Below are 16,606 nucleotides of genomic sequence, written 5' to 3' on the forward strand. Positions count from 1 at the left end.
AACGAACCCGCGCCGAAGGCGCGTGAGCCCGAGGGAGAAGCCCGCATGACCACTCAGCCGTCCGTCGTGGGGACGACCGCGCACCCGTCCGTCCAGGCCGTGGGGGCCGACGGGCTGCGGGACTGGGCCCTCGACCCGGGTGTCAGGCACCTCAACCACGGCTCCTTCGGGGCGGTGCCGCGCCCCGTGCTGGCCCTGCGACAGACCTTGCGGGACGAGATGGAGGCCAATCCCGACGCGTGGTTCCGCGAGCTGCCGGGCCGGGTGGCCCGAGCCCGGGAGGGCGTCGCCGCCTTCCTGCGCACGGCCCCCGGCGATCTGGCTTTCGTGCTCAACGCCAGCTCCGGGGTGAGCGCGGTCATCAACTCGCTCACCCTGGCGCGCGGGAGCCGGGTCCTGCTCAGCGACCACAGCTACGGCGCGGTGACGATGGGGGTGCGCCGGGTCGCCGCCCGCGCGGGGGCCGTCGTGGACACCGTGCGGGTGCCGCTGGACGCCTCGGCGTCGGACGTCACCGAGCGTTTCGCGCACGAGCTGGCGCGGCCGGGGGCGCCGGTGGCGCTCGTCGTCGTGGACCAGATCACCTCCCCCACCGCCCGGTTGTTCCCGGTCGCCGCGATCGTGGAGCGGGCGCACGCGGTGGGCGCCCGCGTCCTGGTCGACGGGGCGCACGCGCCGGGCATGCTCGCCGATCCGCTGGCGCACGCGGGCGCCGCCGACTACTGGACCGGCAACCTGCACAAGTGGGTTTGCGCCCCGCGCGGGAGCGCCGCCCTGGTGGCGCGCGGCCCGCACGCCCGGGAACTGATGCCGCTCACCGACTCCTGGGGCGCCACCGACCCCTTCCCGGAGCGTTTCGACCAGCAGGGCACACAGGACACGACGGGCTGGCTCCTCGCGTCCGCCTCCTCGGACTACGTCGAGCAGCGGTACGGCTGGGACGCGGCGCGGGCGGCGCTGACGCGGCTCGCGGACGAGGCGCAGACGCTGCTCGCCGGGGCGCTGGACCAGGACCTGGCGCCCGTCGCGGTGAACCAGGCGCCGACGATGCGGCTGATACCGCTCGCGGCCCGTCTGGCGGTCGACCCGGAGCAGGCCGCGGCGCTCCAGCGGCGGATCGCTCACGAACTGCGCTGCGAGGTGTCGGTCACCTCGTTCGGGGGACGCGGTTTCCTGCGGCTGTCCGCGCACGTGTACAACCGGCCCGAGGACTACGTGTACCTCGCCGAACGTCTGCCCGGCTTCCTGCGCGCGCTGTGACGCGGGCGGCACCGTGCCCGCCCCGGGGGCCGGCTCCGGCGGGGCGGGTGGGTTCGGCGGTGTCCCGGTCGGTGGCGGGTCCGGGCGCGTCGTTTCACGTGTCGGTGCGACCGGCGGTCTTGGGCCCGCTTCCGCCCCGGCCGCCGAGGTGGGCGCGCGTGCGCTCGGCGGCGTACCGCCCGGCGCGGCCCGCGCCCATGGAGCGCAGCGCCAGCAGGAGCACGCCGATGTCGTCGAGGTAGACGGGATCGGGGACGAGGTCGGTCGGCAGCACGAGGTAGGCGAGGGCGCCCCAGAAGACCCAGCGCCGGCCCTCCGGCAGTCCCGCCGCGCGCAGCGCCCGGCGCACGCGTACGAGCCGGACGGCGAGCACGAGGGCCACGACGAGGAGTACCGCGGCCACGAGGGCTGCGATGATGGCGACGTCCCTGAGTTCCCCACTCACGGCGTTCCTCCCGTTCGGCGTCGGGTGCCCGCTGTCGCGGCCACTGGGTGACGCCTACCCGCTGAAGCGGCCGGTGAAGTCGGCGCGGGGCCGGACAACCCGGGTGGCGCCGGGCGACGGGGTCGAACGGGCCGGGTCCCGGGAGGATCAGCCGCCGAAGCGGATCACGGCACGCACGCGTTTACCGACGGGGACCGCTTCCGCGTGCAGTTCCGTGACGAGGGCGCGGACGATCTCCAGTCCGTGTCCGCCGATCCGGGTCGGGTCGGGGGCGTACACGGTGGGCAGGGCGGAACTGCTGTCGTAGACGGCGACGGCGAGGCGCGCGTCGGTGCCCTCCAGCTCCAGCACGTAGGGGCCGTGGCTGTGCCGGTCGGCGTTGGTGACCAGTTCGCTGACGACGAGCTGGATGTCACCGGCCGTGCGGTCGTCGAACTCGGCGCACCATTCGGCGCGCAGCCGGCGCAGGAATCGAGTGGTCTCGGCGCGGGCGTCGGCGATACAGCCCGGTTCGCCGGTGTACTGGCTCGTGTGGCGGAGAGGTTCGACCGGCATGGGCTCCCGGGGAACAGCAGCAGTGCTCGTCATAGTCTGTTCGCTCATCTTCTCCAGCCCGCGAACCGGTCTTCCAGCGGCGAATTGCCCGCCCGGCTCGGTCGCATACCCGCAAAACGACACCGCACACCTGTCGTAAAAAGTGACGGCCGTCACAGGGTTCCCACAGGTCGTTAAGCTCGGCCTCTCGACCATCAGACGATCAAGGAACGGAGGTCGGGGTGCAGACCAACACTTGGTCCCTGTTCGATCCGGGCGCGGGGCAGGGCGCCCGGCAACTCGCGGAACTGGGCCTCGCCCTGTTGCTGTCGACGCTCATCGGGGCGGAACGCGCGGTGCAGCAGAAGAGCGCGGGGCTGCGGACGCACACCCTGGTCGGGGTGGGCAGCGCGCTGTTCATGGAGGTGTCGCAGCACGGTTTCAACGCGGTGCTCGGTCTGGACGCCGTGTCCTTCGACCCCTCGCGGGTGGCGGCGCAGATCGTGTCCGGCATCGGTTTCATCGGCGGCGGGCTGATCTTCGTACGCCGGGACGCGGTCCGGGGGCTGACGACGGCGGCGACGGTCTGGCTGACCTGTGCCATAGGGATGGCCTGCGGGGGCGGGCTGCCGCTGCTCGCGATGGCGGCGACCGCCGTGCACTTCCTGGTGGTGCGCGGCTATCCGTGGCTGACCCGGTGGCTCCCCGCGCTGTCCTCGGTGGAGCAGGCGGGGCTGAGCCTCACCTACCGCTCGGGCAGCGGGGTGCTGTCCCTCGTGCTCAAGGAGTGCACGGACCAGGGTTTCCGGGTCAGCCAGGTCAGCGTCGAACGTCCGTCGACGGCGGCGCGCACGACCCACGAGCCTCCCCCGGAGGGCGAGACGTCCTCGCGTTCGGTGTGGCTGGAGGTCGAGGGGCCCGGCAGTGTGTACGCCCTGGTCGCCTCGTTGTCCGAGTTCGAGGGCGTCCTCGACGTGGCCTCGGACCGCACGGACTCGGGTGAGTGAGGGCTGCCCGCCGGCCGGGCGGGCGGCACCGCGTGGTCCGGGTACGGGGCGGCGGCCGACGAGCTGACGAGGGGCCCGGGGTCACAGCCTGCGCAGGGCCGGCAGGAGTTCCTTCTCGGCCCAGCGCAGGAAGGGGACCTGCTGGTCACCGCCGATCTGGACGAGGGCGATCTCGGTGAAGCCCGCGTCGGCGTACTGCTTGACCGCCTCCACGAACACGTCGACGTCGTCGCCGCACGGCACCGCCCGCGCGATGTCCTCGCGGGTCACGTGCTGGGTGGCGCCGTCGAAGGAGGCGGGACCGGGGAGTTCCGCGTTGACCGGCCAGGGCCCCACGGACCAGCGGAACTGCTGGTGGGCGCGGTCGATCGCGGCCTCCTTCTCGGCCCCGTAGCTGACCGGGAGCTGGCCCACGCGGGGTTTGCCGGCGCCCCCGTGGCGGTCGAAGGCGGTGAGGAGTTCGCTCTTGGGCTCGGTCGCGATGACGAGGTCGGCGAGACGGCCCGCGAGGGCGCAGGAGCGGGGGCCGGACACCGCGACGCCCAGCGGCGGGGCCTGCTCGGGCAGGTCCCACAGCCGCGCGTTCGCGACGTCGAAGTGCTTGCCGTGGTGCGTGACGCTGCCGCCGGCGAACAGCGCCCGGATGATGCCCACGGCCTCCTCCAGCATCTCCAGGCGCACCGGGGCGGAGGGCCAGCCCTTGCCGACGACGTGTTCGTTGAGGTTCTCGCCCGAGCCGAGGCCGAGCCGGAACCGGCCCTCGCAGAGCAGTTGCAGGGTCGCGGCCTTCTGCGCGACGACCGCCGGGTGGTAGCGGACGGTCGGGCAGGTCACGTACGTCATGAGCGGGATGCGCTCGGTGGCCTGGGCGGCCGCGCCGAGCACACTCCACGCGTACGGGGCGTGTCCCTGCTCCTCCAGCCACGGGAAGTAGTGGTCGGAGGTGACGGAGAAGTCGAATCCGGCCTGCTCCGCGCCCACCACGTGGGACACGAGGTCACGCGGTCCGGCCTGCTCGGTCATCATGGTGTATCCGATCTGCGGCATGCACCACGGTTGACCGCCCGGTCACCGGCCGAAACCTCGGATCAGCCACGCGGGTGCCCCGGCCGCTCCCCCTTCACAGCAGCCGGGCGCGCGGCCCCCGTTCCGGTCACCCCGGTCTCCCAGGGGTGACGCAGGTCGACGTCGGTGCGCGCGCCGAGGTCACGGAACCGTTCCAGATCGGCGCCCCGGAGCTTGGCGAGGGAACCGGAGCGGTAAAGAGTGGACCAGCGTGCCGTCCGGCCGCCTTGGGTCCGGTATCCGCCCAGGCCACGGAAGTCGTGGAGTCACTCGAAGGCCGGGTGTCGGTTCACGCGCTCACCACAGGCACGATCACGGGAGGGGTCCATGGGGGTTTCTGAACGGCCGCGTGCGCTCGTCTTCGGTGAGGTCGCCGAGATGTACGAGGCCGCCCGCCCCGGTTACGCGCCGCAACTCGCCCCCGTGGTCCTGGAGTACGCGGGCCCCGGCGGCGGCCTCGACGCGGTGGAGTTCGGCGCGGGGACGGGGAAGGCCACGCTCGCTTTCGCGGAGCGCGGGGTGTCCCTGTCGTGCGTGGAGCCCGACCCGAGGATGGCCGCGGTGCTGCGGCGACGGACGGCCGGACACCCGTCGGTGCGGGTGGAGGTCGAGTCCTTCGAGCGCTGGCGGCCGGCCGGACACTACGGCCTGCTGCTCGCGGCGACCTGCTGGCACTGGTTCGATCCGGCGCGCCGCTGGGACCTGGCCCACGCGGCGCTGGCCCCGGGCGGGGCGCTCGCGCTGTGCTGGAACGTGCTGCGGGTACGGGACGAGGGGCTGCACGCCCGGCTCGCCGAGATCGACCGGCGGTTCGGGTCCGTCGCGAGCCCGCACGCGCAACTCGTGCGAGCCGACCGCGAGCTGCCGGGCTCCTGGGACAGCGGCGAGTGGCCGGCCGCCGAGTGCCGGGCCGACGGGCGCTTCGGTGATCTGAGGGAGATCCGCCTGCGCGAGGAGACGCGCTACGACACGCGGACCTACCTCAACTACCTGTCCACGGTGTCGTACTACCGGCTGCTGCCCGAGAGACGTCGCGTACGGCTCTTCGAGGCGCTGGCCGACGCGGTGGACGGACACGGCGGCAGCCTCGCCTTCGAGCTGGCGACGGACCTGTTCCTGGCCCGGAGGCGGTGACGCCGGCGCCCGCGGCAGGTGCTGCCCCGTCCGCGGGGAGTACGGGGGTGCGGGTCTCGCCCGGGGCGACCGGGCCGCCGCGTGCGGAACGGCCGTCCGGGGCCCTCCGAGGCCGGTAGGGGCGCGGGCCGGGCACTTGCTACCCTGGTCGGCAGACGAAGGGGAGTAGTCCCGAGATACCGGCAGGTCGACATACTGGCCGCTCGCCACCCGTGAGGGGGCGCGGTGGCCCGGCCGCCGGGCCGTACCGTTCGCGGTGCGGTGGACGAGACCTTCGGCCTGGCAGGACCGTGTCCACGCCCGTGGGCGCGCCGTCGTGCCGTGGCCGAGTGGTCCTCTCCTCGCCCTCCGGGGCGGGCGGCCGCCGACCGCGGCCAGAGCAAGGAAGCACCACCGTCCCGATGACCTTTGACCCACTCGCCATCGTCACGGCCTTCGGCCTGATCTTTCTCGCCGAGCTCCCCGACAAGACCATGTTCGCCTCACTGGCCATGGGGACCCGCATGCGGCCCCTCTACGTCTGGCTCGGCACGTCCACCGCGTTCATCGTGCACGTGGTGATCGCGTGCGCGGCCGGCAGCCTGATCGGCCTGCTGCCCTCCTGGATCGTCTCCCTCGTCTCCGCCGCGCTGTTCGGCTTCGGCGCGTTCATGCTGCTGCGCGCGGGCGGTGGCGACGAGGACGAGGACGGCGAGGTGAAGACGGTGACCGGTTTCCTGCCCGTCTACACGACGGCGTTCATGGCGGTGTTCATCAGCGAGTGGGGCGACCTCACGCAGATCACCACCGCCAACCTGGCGGCCTCGCGCGGCACGCTGTCGGTCGCCATCGGCGCGGCGGCGGCCCTCATGTCCGTCTCGGCCCTCGCGCTGCTCGCGGGCCGGTTCATCGCGAAGAGGGTGCCGCTCAAGACGGTGCAGCGGATCGGCGGCGTGTGCATGGCGGTCCTCGCGGTGTGGTCGGTGGTCGAGGCGGTACGCGGCTGAGGGACCGGCCCCGCGAGGTGTGGTCGCCCCGGCTCAGCCCGCGAGGTCTCGCAGGACCTCGCGGGCCGCGCGGGCTTCCGGAGACCAGGGCGCCTGGACCGAGCCCGTCGCACGGACGCGGGGGCGGTCCCCTGCGACCACCCCTCGCTGCTGATGTCGCCGCTGCCCGGCGAGGTGCGCTCGCCGACGCGGACACCGACGGGGCCGGGGGACGAACGGCGCTCCTGGCGCGGCAACTGGCCGGCACGCACCGCCTCGACGTCCCTGTACGCGCCCGATCGCGCGGGTACGAGGCGTGGGCCTCGGCCGAGCGTGTGCGGGTCCCGGAAGGGACCCGGCGGCCGGAGCTGTGGCGACGGGCCGTGGACGCCGTCCGCCGGTCCCCGCCGCCCCACCGGGCCCGCTCCCCGCACCGTCGGGCTCGTCACCCTCCCGGGCGCCTTCGCGCCGGAGACGGAGAAGGTCGCGGTGGCCCTGGCGGGAGGCCGGCCGGGGCGATCGGACGCCCGCCGTGCTCGGGGCGCGGCTGGAGGACTACCTCGCCGCACTGTTCCTGCGCCACGGCTGACCGACGGTGGGCCGGGCGCCGCGCGCGGGGCGGGTCTCGGCCTCCCGGTGCAGGAGGCCCCGGGCGACGAGTTCGAGGACGAGGGCCACGGAGATCGCCTGTACGGCCATGAGCGCGATCAGGACGAACAGCTGGACGGCGCCCGCCTGAAGGGCCGAGGCGCCGCCGAGGAGCATGCCCACGAAGGCGCCCGGGAGGGTGACGAGCCCGACGGTGCGGGTCTGGTCGAGCCCTGGGAGCAGGGCCTCGGAGGCGGCGGGGCGGGCGATCTCCAGCCGGGCCTCGCGCTCTTCGAGGCCGAGGGCCAGGGCGGCCTCGACCTCGCCGTGGCGGGTGGCGAGTTCGTCGAGAGCGCGCCGGCCGCTGAGGACGGTCGCCGTGAGGGCACCGCCGATCAGGATGCCGGTGACCGGGATCAGCGTGACGCCCTTGAGCGGGACCAGTCCGGTCAGCAGGAGCAGGAGGACGACCGGGGCGACGGACACGCCGATCGGCAGGGCCGTGCGCCACCAGATGCGGTGCGGGGTGACGCGGCGCCCCGCGGTACGGACGGCGACCGCGTACATGAGGGCCAGGAAGGCCAGCAGGAGGGGCGTCGAGCGCACGACCCAGCCGATGACGAGGGCGACGACGCCGAGCTGGACGGCGGCGCGCGCCCCGGCGAGCAGCACGGCGCGGGAGCGGCGCCAGGACTCGTCCGGGGCGAGGCGGGCGAGCGCGGCGACCGTCGCCGCGGTGAGGAGGAGGGCGAGCAGGACGGCCGCGAGCCGTCCGTCCACGGGCAGCAGCGTGCCGGCGGCCACGAGCCGGTGCCCGGGGCCCGTCACCCGGCGGTCCGCGTCACAGCCGGGCCCTTCTCCGGGCCTGCGGCACCGGTTCGCGGCCGCCGGATCGCTGCCTGGGCCCTCCCCCCACCCGCGTCACTTCCCTTCGAGGCGCAACTGCAGCTCCTGTTCCTGGTCACCGGAGGCGGTGCCGGTGACGTGGACCGCGAAGACGTCGGTAAGGGCCTCGCGCAGGCGGTCCACGGCATGGTAGCCGCCCTGGGCGGTCAGGGTGACGGGTCCGGTCAGCGGCACCGGGGCGGCCTTGCCGCGCTCGTCGGAGACGTCGAAGGTGGCGCTCCACACGGTGGGGCGGCCCTCGGTGTCCTCCGGGATGTCGCCGGGCGCCCGGTCGGAGCCGAAGGCCCCGCCCAGCGCGGTGAGGACGGCGTCGGCGTCGCGGGAGGACGAGCCCTCCAGTTCGACGACGACCTGATCGGGCTGGTCCTGGTCGGTGGTGTGTGTGGTCACTGCGTGTGCTCCCGTCGTGGGGTGTCCAGCAGGGTCGGCCCCTCCAGGGTCCACCGACCGCGCCGGTCGTGCGAGTGGGCGGCCCGCCGGTGGCGGGCGGTGGTGCTCAGCCGGTCGACTCCTCGGGGCCGGGCCCCTCGGAGTCGTCGGCCGTGTCGCCCGCTCTGCCGGTGCCCGCCTCGTCGGTGTCGGGCACGTCCTGGCCGGAGCCCCGCCTGCCCGAGCCGTCGTTGGCCGGCGGCGGCTGGATGTCGAGGGGGTCCTCGCCGGGCCGGCTCTGCTGGTCGGGCATGTCGCGCGGGACGGGCGGGTTGCCGTGCTCGCCGGGCGCCTTCGGCGGGGTTTCACCCATGGTGGTTCTCCTTCCGGCCCGGTACTCCGGGCGCTGTGCGGGTGTGCGGTCCGCGTACCCGCCGGTGCGGCGGGGATGCGCGTGCGATGGCCCGGGTCAGCCGGTGAGGGTGCCCGGGAGGGTGAGCGCCGTGAGCAGGGCCGCACCCGCCAGCAGCCACGCGACGTAGTCGCCGATGTGGCCGGACTGGAGACGGCGCAGCGGCCCGGTCCAGGTGCGTCCGCCGGGCGCGACGGGATGCAGCACGGCCAGGGCGGCGAGGGTCAGGGCCAGGGCGGTGGACAGCAGTCCGAGGACGACTCCGGAGGAGGTCCAGTGGGCGGGCGGCGAAAGACGCGGACCGCTCTCGGGTGCCCGCGCGACCGCCTCGTAGAGCGCGGGGACGCAGCCGGTGAGCAGGGCCCCGAGCAGGAGCAGGGCGGGCACCGTCTGCATCGTGAGGGGGACGCGGCCCAGGCGCCGGCCGGTCTCGGGGTGTTCGCTCTCCCCGCTCGTGGTGTCGGCCGGGTTCTCCCCCTGGGGGCGTCGCTGACGCGGGCCGAGGCCGAAGAAGACCCGTCCGGCGACCCGCAGGACGGCCCCTGACGTCACGGCCGACACGGCGACGAGGACGACGGTGAGCGCGGGGCCGCCGCTCTCCTCGATCAGGGACTTGCCGAGGGAGGTGCCGAACGGGGGCAGCCCCGCCAGGGCCAGGGCTCCGAGAGCGAACAGGAGCCCGGCGAAGCGGGGGGCCTGGCGGGCCCGGTCGCGCAGCGCGTACTCGTCGACGCTGCCGAAGCGGTCCAGCAGGATTCCGGCGCAGGCGAACAGGGCTGCCTTCACCCCGGCGTGCGCGAGGACGTAGACGGCGACCCCGCCGGCGCCCTCGGTGCGCGACAGCCCCACACCGGTCAGGAAGAGCCCGGTGTGGGCGACGGTGGAGAAGGCGAGAAGCCGTTTGATGTGGCGTTGCAACCAGCAGAAGAACGCGCCGGCCACGGCCGTGAGGACCCCGAGCGTCACCAGCGCCCGCTGCACGGCTTCCGCGGGGATGCCGCCGGGGCCCGCGAACACCGTCGTGTGCAGGCGCCACACGCCGTACACGCCGAGTTCGACCATGACGCCGGACAGCAGCATGCACACCGGGCTCGGCGCGACGGCGTGCGCGTCGGGCAGCCAGAAGTGGAAGGGCACGGCGGCGGCCTTGACGAGCATGCCGGTGACGACGAGCACGAAGGCGGCCAGGACGAGCGCGTCGGGCTTCCCGCCCCGGTCGAGGGCGTGCCCGATCTGCCGCATGCCGAGCTGCCCGGTGCGGGCGTAGAGCAGGCCGATGCCCAGCAGCGCCACGTAGGCGGCGAGGGAGTTGAGGACGCCGAAGGTGAGAGCGCCTTGGACGGCGCGGGCCTCCTCGACGCGGTAACCGGTGAGGGCGTAGGCGACGACGCCCATGAGTTCGAAGAAGACGAAGGCGTTGAAGAGGTCGCCGGTGACGCAGAAGCCGCACATTCCGGCCTGGAACAGCAGGACCAGCGCGGGAAAGGCGCCGGCCTGCCGGTGCGGGGGCTCCTCGAAGTAGCGCCACGCGAATCCGAGCGAGGCGAGGACCAGGACGGAGACGAGCGCGGCGAGGCCGACACCGGGGCGGTCCCCGTTCAGGACGATGCCGACGCTCTCGCCGTGGTGCGGGCGCCAGCCGCCGACCCATTCCTCGTGGGGCTGCGGGCCGGCCAGGAGGGCCACGGCCAGAGCGGCGGTGGCGGCGGCGAAGAGCGCGCCGACTACCTCGGCGACGCGGCGGGAGACGAACCGGCCGAGGACGACGAGGAGGGCGGCGCCGCACAGCGGGACGGCGACGAGCAGGGGCAGGAGTCGGTTCATCCGCGCAGTTCGGAGAGTTCGTCGGGGTCCACGGTCCCGTGGCGTTTGGCGATCTGGACGACCAGGGCGAGCAGCAGGGCGGTGACGGTGGCGCCGACGACGACGTCGGTGAGGGCGAGGGCCTGGACGACGGGGTCGACGACGGGCCGGGAGCCGGGCTCGATGTCGGCGAAGACGGGCGCGGTGGCGCCGTCGCGGTAGCCGACGGCGAGCAGCAGGACGTACGTCGAGGACTGGCACACGCCGAGGCAGCCGACGGCGTGGACGAGGTTGCGGCTGGTGGCCAGCCCGTAGCAGCCGACGAGGAAGAGCCAGAGGGCGGCGAGGTAGGGCAGGACGTCCATCACGCTCCCTCCGTCCTCTCGGCGAGATGGGCGGCGCGGGCGGCCTCGATCTCGACGGCCTGGTCGAGGAAGTGGGCGAGCAGCACGATGACGGAGCAGGCCACCTCGGCCCCCACCGCCGCGTTGAGCAGGGGCACGGTGCCGCCGGAGGTGAGCGTGTCGAAGGTGCCGTACGGCAGGAAGTCGTTGGCGAGGTAGGAGCCGCCCGCCAGGAGCGCTCCGGCGCCGATCAGGAGGTAGGCGCCCTCGGCCGCCGCGTCGGCGACCACGTAGGGGCCGAGGGGGCGGACGCGTTCCAGGGCCCGGTAGTCCACACCGATGTACAGCAGGTGGACGGCGCTCGCGACGACGACCCCGCCCTGGAAGCCGCCTCCCGGACTGAGCTGGCCGTGGGCGACGACGTACCAGCCGATGAGGAGGGACACGGGCAGGACGGCGAGGGTGTAGAGGCGTACGGGGCGGGGCGCCGGGTCGGGGGCCGGGGCCTTCTTGCGTTCGTCCTCGGTGCGGCGCAGCAGGACCCCGACCCCGAGGACGGCGGCGAACAGGATGCTCTCCTCGCCGAGGGTGTCGAAGGCGCGCAGGTCGAAGTTGACGGCGGAGACGACGTTGGCGGTGTGCCGGGAGAGCGCGGCGGCGGTGGCCCGCTCCCCGTAGGGGTGGCTCGCGCCACCGAAGCGGGGGAGGTCGAGGCAGGCCGCGACGAGGAGGACGGCGAGCGCGGCGCCCGACACGAGGAGGAGCCCCAGCCGCAGGCGGTGCCTCACCGCCGCCGGTCCTTCGGCCGGCTCGCGGACGGTCCCGGGCGGGATCGCCGGTGCACCTTGTGCACCGTCAGCATGAGCAGGAGCGGGGTCAGCACGGAGCCGACCGCGAGCTGGGACAGTGCGACGTCGGGCGCTTGGAGGACGGTGAACAGGACCGCGAGGGCGAGTCCGGCGACGGCGAGGACGAGGGCCTGGCGGCCGGGGCTGCGGACGAGGACGGCCGCCGTCGAGGAGGCCACGACGAGCAGCAGGGCGAGGCACGCGAGCAGGTTCTCAGCCACTTCGGCCCCCTCCCCCGCTGCCGGAAGCGGCGTTCGCCTCGCCGCCGATGCCGGACCCGAGGGCGCGCGAGGCCAGGCTGTTGCCGCCGGCCAGGAGGACCCCGATGACGAGGAGTTTGAGGGCCGCGCGGCCGGGCCCCGTCGCGAGGACGAGGGCGAGGACCACGGCGGAGATCGCCGCCGCGGGCAGCACGGTGGTCAGCCAGGCGCCCGGGGGCCCCGGGCGCAGACGTTCGGTCAGCAGCCGTGCGTAGACCAGCGTCCCGGTGGGGCCGAGGACGGACAGGACGAGCGCGAGGTCGGTGTAGGTGGGGCGGTCGTAGCCCTGGGCGAGCAGGAGCAGGACGAGGCCGACGGTGGTCGTCGCGAGGTTCTGGGACACGACCCGGCGGCGCAGTGACCCGCTCGCCACGCCCCAGACGGCGGGGCCGAGGCCGAGGCCCAGGAGGGCGGCCGCGAGCGCGAGCCAGATGTTCACCCGCGGGTCACCGCCCGCCGTACGGCGCGGGCGAGGAGCGCGGTGAGCAGGGCGCTGCCGGCGCCCACGCCGAGTTCCACGGTGTCGACGGTACTGATGAGGACGAGCCACAGCCCGGTGAGCGGCGCCCACCAGGCGAGGATCTCGGCGCCCGCGAGCGCGGCCGCGCGTACCGCCGGCTCCATGTCCTCACCTCCACGGCTCTCCGCCCCGGTCCCGTGACCGGGCGGTCACGGGACGTCATGTAACCACCGCCGCCCGCCGGGGCGGGCGTGCCACGCCTGGCCGCCGCGCAGGTCAGTCGAGACCGCGCACGACGTTGCCGGCCGGCCAGTCCGGGTCGGCGGGCGGCCGCGGCTCGGTGCCGTTCCGGGCATCACCGGCCCTCTCCCGCGCGGCGCGGCCGGGCAGATGGGTGCGGACGGGGCCGCGCGGCGGCCTCGGCTCCAGGACGACGGGGCTTGCCGGTTCGGGTATCGGATGCCCTTCGGTGCGGTCCATCGACGGTCTCCTTCGGTGCGGGTGCGGCCCGGGAGCCTCCGGGCCCTTTCGCGCCCCGCGTACCCGGCCTGCCGGACGCGACACGGGGCGCCGTGTGCCGGAACCGGGGCGGGGTATCCGCAGACCATGACGGTGGCGAAGAGCGCGTACTTGGTACTGGACTGTGCGGAGCCGGTCGAACTGGCTTCCTTCTACGCGGAGTTACTGGGAGGCGAGATACGGTACGGAGCCAATCCGGACTTCGTGGAGGTCGTGAGCGAGGGCGGGGTGCATCTGGCGGTGCGCAGGGACCACGGATACGCGCCGCCGAGCTGGCCGCGCCCCGACGACTCCCTCCAGTCACATCTGCACATCCTGGTGGCGAACGGGGACATGGACGAGGCGGAGCGGGAGGCCGTGGGGCTCGGGGCACGGCCGATCGACACGAAGGACAACGGCGGCCCGCGCGACACACGCCTGTACGCGGACCCGGCGGGGCACTCGTTCACGCTGGCCGTCTCGGGCAACGAGTCGGCGGACAACGAGCCGATCGGGCACTGAGCCGGAGGACGGGCACGCCGGTCGCCCCGGCCCGGAAGGACATGGTTCCGGGGCGGAGGGCGCCCGGCCCGCCCGCCCCGGGCCGCACGAACCGCGGCCCCGCTGACGCCCTGGGGGGGTGGGCGCGCGGGGCCGCATCGGCTCAAGGAGGCCGGGGGGAGGGCCGCCGTGAGCTCGGGTCACAGGACTGGTGCCCCGTCCCGCACCCCGCACACCTGTGACGCGGGTCACATTTCAGTGACGATGTCCTGAACGCGCCCCGGGGCCGGTGTCGGGTCGGCGCGGCGTGCGCGCCGCCGGGACCAGGCCGCACCCCGCGAGGGCGACCTCCGCGGCGCGGACGGCCTCGTGGGCGGTGGTACGGCCGGTCAGGACGCGCAGGGTGTACGCGGTCTCCTCCAGGCGCCGACGGCGGCCGAGGTCGTGCGGGGCGCTGCGCACCAGGCGCTCCTGACGCCGGTAGCGGCGGGCGAGGTCGGCCAGCAGGTCGGGTTCGGGCACAGGCATGGTGTCGTACTCCGGCGAAGGGCCCCGTCGCGGTGCGCGGCGGGGCCGGGGTCGGCTGGGGGCACAGGGGAAGGGACCGGCCGCCGTCCCGGGCGGGCCCGTCCCGTCGTTCATCATGACCCGGCCGGGCGGGGAGCGCGCGCCGGACGAGGTGCGACCCGGCGCACGCGAAGGGCCGTGCCCCGCCGGAGGGCGGGACACGGCCCGGTGCGACCGTACGGAGTCAGGAGCCGTACGGAGCTTCGGCGCGCCGGCTCAGGAGCCGTACGCCTCCAGTTCGGAGAGCTGCCCCGCGGGCCAGCCGGTGTTACCGGTGACGGTGAGCCGCAGGTGGCGCAGGCTGGTGTTGGCCGGGAGGTCGACGGTCACCTTGTTGCCGCTCGCCGGGTCGAAGCGGTAGCCCTTGGAGGCGGCGACCGTGGTCCAGGAGGTGCCGTTGGTGGAGCCGAGCACCGACAGGGTCTGGGTGCGCGCGCCCCAGTCGGCGGCCGGGGGGAGCTTCAGGACCAGCCGCTTGACGGCCTTGGTGGCGCCGAGGTCGACGGTGAGCGACTGCGGGAAGGCGTTGTTCTGGCTCTCCCAGTAGGTGCTCGCGTTGCCGTCCACGGCCTTGCCGGCGTCGTAGGCCTGGGTGGAGGAGGTCGCGGTGGCCTGCTTGCCCTGGGCGAGGTTGACGGTGGGGTCGGTCGGGGGCTCGGTGGGCGGGTCGGTCGGGTCGGTCGGCCCGGTCGGGTCCGTCGGGCCGCTGCCGCCGCCGTAGACGGGGGCGGGCCACTCGCCGCAGTAGGTGGCGGGCAGCTTCTCGTTCCAGCCGGAGTTGCCGGTGCCCTGCGTGATGTTCAGGGAGCTGCCGAGGCAGCTGTAGACGGGCTCGCGGAAGCCGATGTTCTTGGCCTTGACGCCCGTGAAGCTCGCCTGTCCGGGGTCGTTGAACTGCAGGGCGAAGGTCCCGGTGCCGTCGATGTTGACGTTCTTGAAGTTGACGCCCTTGGTGGTGCCGGAGACGAACTGGATCGCCGAGTAGGAGCTGTCCAGGATGTCGGTGTCGGTGACGTTGATGGTCGCCTTGTCGATCGAGCTGTCGCGCGAGTCGAACCACACGGCACCGATCGGGAAGGGCCAGCCGTAGTCGGTGTTGCCGGCCCGGATGGTGGTGTTGCGGGCGAGGGTGAAGGTGCCCGAGACGTCGGTGCCGTTGCCGGGGCTGACACCCGGGTAGCGGTTGCCGACGTGCAGCCCGCCGCCGTTGGTGAGCGATTCGGAGACGACGTTGTCGGTGACCGAGATGTCCTTGCCGCCGTAGATCGCGATGTTGTTGGCGAGGATCGGGGCGACGACCGTGTTCTTGGTGAAGGAGTTCTTCACGTTGTTCTTGGTGTCGGCCCACATGGCGAGGCCGTCGTCGCCCGTGTTGCGCAGGAAGGTGTTCTCCACCGAGGAGTTGGTGACGCCGGCGTGGAAGTTCACCCCGTCCGCGCTCTGGTCGAGGATGCGGCTGTTCTTGATGTGGAAGTTGTCCATGGGGCCGTCCATCCAGGCCCCGACCTTCGTGTGCTGGAGCCACACGTTGTCGACGGTGGAGTCGCTCATGGCGCCGCCGAGCGCGTTGACCTGATCCTCGTCGATCCGCTCGCGGATGTCGCCGATGAGCGCGAAGTCCCTGAGGGTGACGTTCTTGCTCGGACCGCCGGCCTCGTAGGGGCGGATCTGACCGGTGTAGCCGCCGCCCTGGACGTACTTGCCGTAGATCCCGGCCGCCCGCGTGCGGTCGGTGGAGCTGCGTCCGGTGAGGACGGAGTACCAGGGGCCCGCTCCGCGCAGGGTCACCTTGTCGACGACCACGTGGTCGGTGAGCTTGAAGGTGCCGGACGGTATCCAGACCTCCTTGTTCTGCGCGGCGCCCGCGTCCACGGCCTTCTGGAAGGCGCTCGTGGAGTCCCCGGCCCCGCTCGCGTCGGCGCCGTAGTCGACGACGGACAGCGAACCGGCCGGGCGCGCGAGCGGGTCGGCGACCTGCTCGAAGTCGGCGAGGTCGACGACGGCCCAGGGGGTCGCCGTGGTCGACGGGAGGGTGACCCGCACCTTGGCCCCGGCCGGGAGGGTCTTGCCGAACAGCGCGCGGGTCTCGTCGTAGAAGTGGTGCGGTTTGTCGCCCGGGGTGTTGGTGAAGGGGTAGCTGCCGTAGAACCAGCCGTACTTCGAGGTGAAGTCGAGGTCCTTCAGCTTGCTGCCGCCCGAACTCAGCTCGACGGGCGCGGTGATGCCGGTGCCGGCCGTGTTGTCCGGGACGCTGTAGCGCAGGGTCACGGCGTTGGCGGGCTTGGTGAGAGTGAACTCGACGTACTCCCCCGCCGCGTCCAGGCGTACCGCGCTGCGCCCCGAGGCCTCGGAGGGCAGCGTCGTGTAGGTGCGGTCGGGGCCGATCACCTGGCCGTTGGTGGTGGCGGCCTCGGCCTCCAGCTCCGTGAAGGGGACGCTCGCGCCGCGTCCCTCGACGGCGAGCGGGGAGAGCGGGGCCTTCTGGGCCGCCGCGGCGGGGCCGGTGACGGCGAGGGCGCCGAGGCCGGCGGTGCAGGCGAGCGCCGTGAGGGCGGCGAGCGCGCGCACGCGCCGGACACGGGATCTCGGGGGTGGAGTGGGGTGGGATCCGGGGTGCGAAGGAGCGACTGTTGCCATGTG

21 protein-coding genes are annotated in these 16,606 nt (G+C 73.9%); 5 read left to right on the plus strand and 16 right to left on the minus strand.

Going from position 1 to position 16,606, the window contains the following annotated elements; genetic code table 11:
* Positions 1–45: 45 nt before the first annotated feature.
* A complete protein-coding gene (locus ACFYMP_RS29440) occupies positions 46–1,260 on the plus strand; it encodes an aminotransferase class V-fold PLP-dependent enzyme (protein WP_388863208.1) in 1,215 nt (404 codons plus the stop codon).
* Between the two features lie 94 nt (positions 1,261–1,354).
* Here ACFYMP_RS29440 and ACFYMP_RS29445 read toward each other — a convergent pair whose 3' ends face one another.
* Entirely contained in the window at positions 1,355–1,705 is a 351-nt protein-coding gene (locus ACFYMP_RS29445) for a YkvA family protein (protein ID WP_388863210.1), read from the minus strand.
* A gap of 147 nt (positions 1,706–1,852) precedes the next feature.
* Positions 1,853–2,308, minus strand: coding sequence for an ATP-binding protein (locus tag ACFYMP_RS29450; protein ID WP_388863212.1), 456 nt, complete (start codon positions 2,306–2,308; stop codon positions 1,853–1,855).
* Positions 2,309–2,481: 173 nt separating this feature from the next.
* Here ACFYMP_RS29450 and ACFYMP_RS29455 point away from each other — a divergent pair, with 173 nt between their 5' ends.
* Entirely contained in the window at positions 2,482–3,246 is a 765-nt protein-coding gene (locus tag ACFYMP_RS29455; RefSeq protein WP_388863214.1) for an MgtC/SapB family protein, read from the plus strand.
* 81 nt (positions 3,247–3,327) lie between these two features.
* On the opposite strand, the gene ACFYMP_RS29460 is transcribed toward ACFYMP_RS29455, so the two are convergent.
* Together ACFYMP_RS29460 and ACFYMP_RS29465 are read right to left on the minus strand one after the other, a co-directional pair.
* On the minus strand, positions 3,328–4,293 hold the full coding sequence (locus tag ACFYMP_RS29460) for an LLM class F420-dependent oxidoreductase (protein ID WP_388863216.1): 966 nt from the start codon (positions 4,291–4,293) through the stop codon (positions 3,328–3,330).
* A gap of 41 nt (positions 4,294–4,334) precedes the next feature.
* Entirely contained in the window at positions 4,335–4,559 is a 225-nt protein-coding gene (locus ACFYMP_RS29465; protein WP_388863289.1) for a tyrosine-protein phosphatase, read from the minus strand.
* 79 nt (positions 4,560–4,638) lie between these two features.
* Between ACFYMP_RS29465 and ACFYMP_RS29470 the strand changes: the two genes are divergently transcribed.
* Together ACFYMP_RS29470 and ACFYMP_RS29475 are read left to right on the plus strand one after the other, a co-directional pair.
* Positions 4,639–5,445 (plus strand): class I SAM-dependent methyltransferase, encoded by an 807-nt coding sequence (locus tag ACFYMP_RS29470; protein WP_388863218.1) that lies wholly within the window; start codon positions 4,639–4,641, stop codon positions 5,443–5,445.
* Positions 5,446–5,846: 401 nt separating this feature from the next.
* On the plus strand, positions 5,847–6,431 hold the full coding sequence (locus ACFYMP_RS29475; RefSeq protein WP_388863220.1) for a TMEM165/GDT1 family protein: 585 nt from the start codon (positions 5,847–5,849) through the stop codon (positions 6,429–6,431).
* 534 nt (positions 6,432–6,965) lie between these two features.
* Here the strand turns inward: ACFYMP_RS29475 and ACFYMP_RS29480 are convergent.
* The 10 genes from ACFYMP_RS29480 to ACFYMP_RS29525 form a co-directional block, all read right to left on the minus strand.
* A complete protein-coding gene (locus ACFYMP_RS29480; RefSeq protein ID WP_388863222.1) occupies positions 6,966–7,826 on the minus strand; it encodes an ABC transporter permease in 861 nt (286 codons plus the stop codon).
* Between the two features lie 93 nt (positions 7,827–7,919).
* Positions 7,920–8,294 carry a hypothetical protein gene (locus tag ACFYMP_RS29485; protein ID WP_388863224.1) on the minus strand — a complete coding sequence of 125 codons (375 nt, stop codon included), beginning with the start codon at positions 8,292–8,294 and terminating at the stop codon, positions 7,920–7,922.
* 106 nt (positions 8,295–8,400) lie between these two features.
* The gene (locus ACFYMP_RS29490) at positions 8,401–8,646 is read right to left on the minus strand and encodes a hypothetical protein (RefSeq protein ID WP_388863226.1); all 246 of its coding nucleotides are present in this window, start codon (positions 8,644–8,646) and stop codon (positions 8,401–8,403) included.
* Positions 8,647–8,742: 96 nt separating this feature from the next.
* Positions 8,743–10,509: a complex I subunit 5 family protein gene (locus ACFYMP_RS29495; protein WP_388863228.1), complete on the minus strand. Its 1,767-nt coding sequence runs from the start codon at positions 10,507–10,509 to the stop codon at positions 8,743–8,745.
* Positions 10,506–10,853 (minus strand): sodium:proton antiporter, encoded by a 348-nt coding sequence (locus ACFYMP_RS29500; protein WP_388863230.1) that lies wholly within the window; start codon positions 10,851–10,853, stop codon positions 10,506–10,508. The genes ACFYMP_RS29495 and ACFYMP_RS29500 overlap by 4 nt, the downstream gene beginning before the upstream one ends.
* Positions 10,853–11,620: a hydrogen gas-evolving membrane-bound hydrogenase subunit E gene (mbhE, locus tag ACFYMP_RS29505; protein ID WP_388863233.1), complete on the minus strand. Its 768-nt coding sequence runs from the start codon at positions 11,618–11,620 to the stop codon at positions 10,853–10,855. Before mbhE ends, ACFYMP_RS29500 begins: the two co-directional genes overlap by 1 nt.
* A complete protein-coding gene (locus ACFYMP_RS29510) occupies positions 11,617–11,901 on the minus strand; it encodes a Na(+)/H(+) antiporter subunit B (protein WP_388863235.1) in 285 nt (94 codons plus the stop codon). Before ACFYMP_RS29510 ends, mbhE begins: the two co-directional genes overlap by 4 nt.
* Positions 11,894–12,379, minus strand: coding sequence for a monovalent cation/H+ antiporter complex subunit F (locus tag ACFYMP_RS29515; protein WP_388863237.1), 486 nt, complete (start codon positions 12,377–12,379; stop codon positions 11,894–11,896). The genes ACFYMP_RS29510 and ACFYMP_RS29515 overlap by 8 nt, the downstream gene beginning before the upstream one ends.
* Positions 12,376–12,564 (minus strand): hypothetical protein, encoded by a 189-nt coding sequence (locus ACFYMP_RS29520; protein ID WP_388863239.1) that lies wholly within the window; start codon positions 12,562–12,564, stop codon positions 12,376–12,378. Before ACFYMP_RS29520 ends, ACFYMP_RS29515 begins: the two co-directional genes overlap by 4 nt.
* A gap of 112 nt (positions 12,565–12,676) precedes the next feature.
* Positions 12,677–12,880, minus strand: a complete 204-nt coding sequence (locus ACFYMP_RS29525; RefSeq protein ID WP_388863241.1) for a hypothetical protein — start codon at positions 12,878–12,880, stop codon at positions 12,677–12,679.
* A 126-nt stretch (positions 12,881–13,006) separates the two neighbouring features.
* On the opposite strand from ACFYMP_RS29525, the gene ACFYMP_RS29530 reads away from it, so the two are divergent.
* A complete protein-coding gene (locus tag ACFYMP_RS29530) occupies positions 13,007–13,420 on the plus strand; it encodes a VOC family protein (protein ID WP_388863243.1) in 414 nt (137 codons plus the stop codon).
* Between the two features lie 234 nt (positions 13,421–13,654).
* Here ACFYMP_RS29530 and ACFYMP_RS29535 read toward each other — a convergent pair whose 3' ends face one another.
* A complete protein-coding gene (locus ACFYMP_RS29535) occupies positions 13,655–13,927 on the minus strand; it encodes a DUF5133 domain-containing protein (RefSeq protein WP_388863245.1) in 273 nt (90 codons plus the stop codon).
* 255 nt (positions 13,928–14,182) lie between these two features.
* A complete protein-coding gene (locus tag ACFYMP_RS29540; RefSeq protein ID WP_388863247.1) occupies positions 14,183–16,603 on the minus strand; it encodes a discoidin domain-containing protein in 2,421 nt (806 codons plus the stop codon).
* Between the last annotated feature and the right edge of the window lie 3 nt (positions 16,604–16,606).

This window comes from Streptomyces sp. NPDC007088 (assembly GCF_042869355.1).
Lineage (GTDB): Bacteria > Actinomycetota > Actinomycetes > Streptomycetales > Streptomycetaceae > Streptomyces.

Coding starts and splice junctions, on each gene's coding strand:
- ACFYMP_RS29525 (WP_388863241.1), bottom strand. CDS start 12,880: ATGGACCGCACCGAAGGGCATCCGATACCCGAACCGGCAAGCCCCGTC.
- ACFYMP_RS29470 (WP_388863218.1), top strand. CDS start 4,639: ATGGGGGTTTCTGAACGGCCGCGTGCGCTCGTCTTCGGTGAGGTCGCC.
- ACFYMP_RS29535 (WP_388863245.1), bottom strand. CDS start 13,927: ATGCCTGTGCCCGAACCCGACCTGCTGGCCGACCTCGCCCGCCGCTAC.
- ACFYMP_RS29540 (WP_388863247.1), bottom strand. CDS start 16,603: ATGGCAACAGTCGCTCCTTCGCACCCCGGATCCCACCCCACTCCACCC.
- ACFYMP_RS29460 (WP_388863216.1), bottom strand. CDS start 4,293: ATGCCGCAGATCGGATACACCATGATGACCGAGCAGGCCGGACCGCGT.
- ACFYMP_RS29495 (WP_388863228.1), bottom strand. CDS start 10,509: ATGAACCGACTCCTGCCCCTGCTCGTCGCCGTCCCGCTGTGCGGCGCC.
- ACFYMP_RS29500 (WP_388863230.1), bottom strand. CDS start 10,853: ATGGACGTCCTGCCCTACCTCGCCGCCCTCTGGCTCTTCCTCGTCGGC.
- ACFYMP_RS29440 (WP_388863208.1), top strand. CDS start 46: ATGACCACTCAGCCGTCCGTCGTGGGGACGACCGCGCACCCGTCCGTC.
- ACFYMP_RS29530 (WP_388863243.1), top strand. CDS start 13,007: ATGACGGTGGCGAAGAGCGCGTACTTGGTACTGGACTGTGCGGAGCCG.
- ACFYMP_RS29475 (WP_388863220.1), top strand. CDS start 5,847: ATGACCTTTGACCCACTCGCCATCGTCACGGCCTTCGGCCTGATCTTT.
- ACFYMP_RS29450 (WP_388863212.1), bottom strand. CDS start 2,308: ATGAGCGAACAGACTATGACGAGCACTGCTGCTGTTCCCCGGGAGCCC.
- ACFYMP_RS29490 (WP_388863226.1), bottom strand. CDS start 8,646: ATGGGTGAAACCCCGCCGAAGGCGCCCGGCGAGCACGGCAACCCGCCC.
- ACFYMP_RS29520 (WP_388863239.1), bottom strand. CDS start 12,564: ATGGAGCCGGCGGTACGCGCGGCCGCGCTCGCGGGCGCCGAGATCCTC.